The 540-nt window shown below is 67.0% G+C and carries 1 pseudogene; it reads right to left on the bottom strand.

The features are described from left to right. Window positions 1–101: 101 nt before the first annotated feature. Window positions 102–515 (bottom strand): annotated as a pseudogene (locus F6Q13_RS20065) (FadR family transcriptional regulator); the annotation flags it as partial. Between the last annotated feature and the right edge of the window lie 25 nt (window positions 516–540).

Below are 540 nucleotides of genomic sequence, written 5' to 3'. Positions count from 1 at the left end.
CGAGTTCGCCCGCACCCTGACCATGACCGACCTGGTGACCGGCTGGACCGAGAACTACTCGATCCGGCGCGGCGTCCCCGGTGGTGACGGCAGCGACGATGCAGCAGAGGACTTTTGGGCTCCTCGGCGAGCGGTAAGTGGAATTTCTGCGCCGATGCGGCGTCCAGGACGGTCCGCAGCCGCTCGATACCGGCGTCGTCGACGCGCTCGGCGGCCAGTGCCGCAGCCAACGGCTCGACGAGTAACCGCGCGTCGGGCAGGTCGTCGACCGCGATAGACATTCCGGTAGATCACGATGGCGCTGGTCGCCGGGCCGGCATCGGGCTCGAGATCAACAGACCGCCGCCCGGTGCGCGCCGCATGCACGCGACCTGATGGTTCACCTGGTGGCGCTGTTGTAGGGCCTGCTCGGAACCCAGCGATTCGCCGGTCGGCCAGCCGCGGCGGATGATTTCGGTCTCGATGCGACGCGCGATCTGCGAAGCGCGTTTGCCGGGCTGCTGTTCATTACTCAATGACGCACTCGCACAGATCAGCTCA

Origin of the sequence: Mycobacterium sp., assembly GCF_008709575.1 — a bacterium.
In the GTDB taxonomy this organism is placed as follows: domain Bacteria; phylum Actinomycetota; class Actinomycetes; order Mycobacteriales; family Mycobacteriaceae; genus Mycobacterium.
This window is presented reverse-complemented; position numbering and strand designations above follow the sequence as displayed.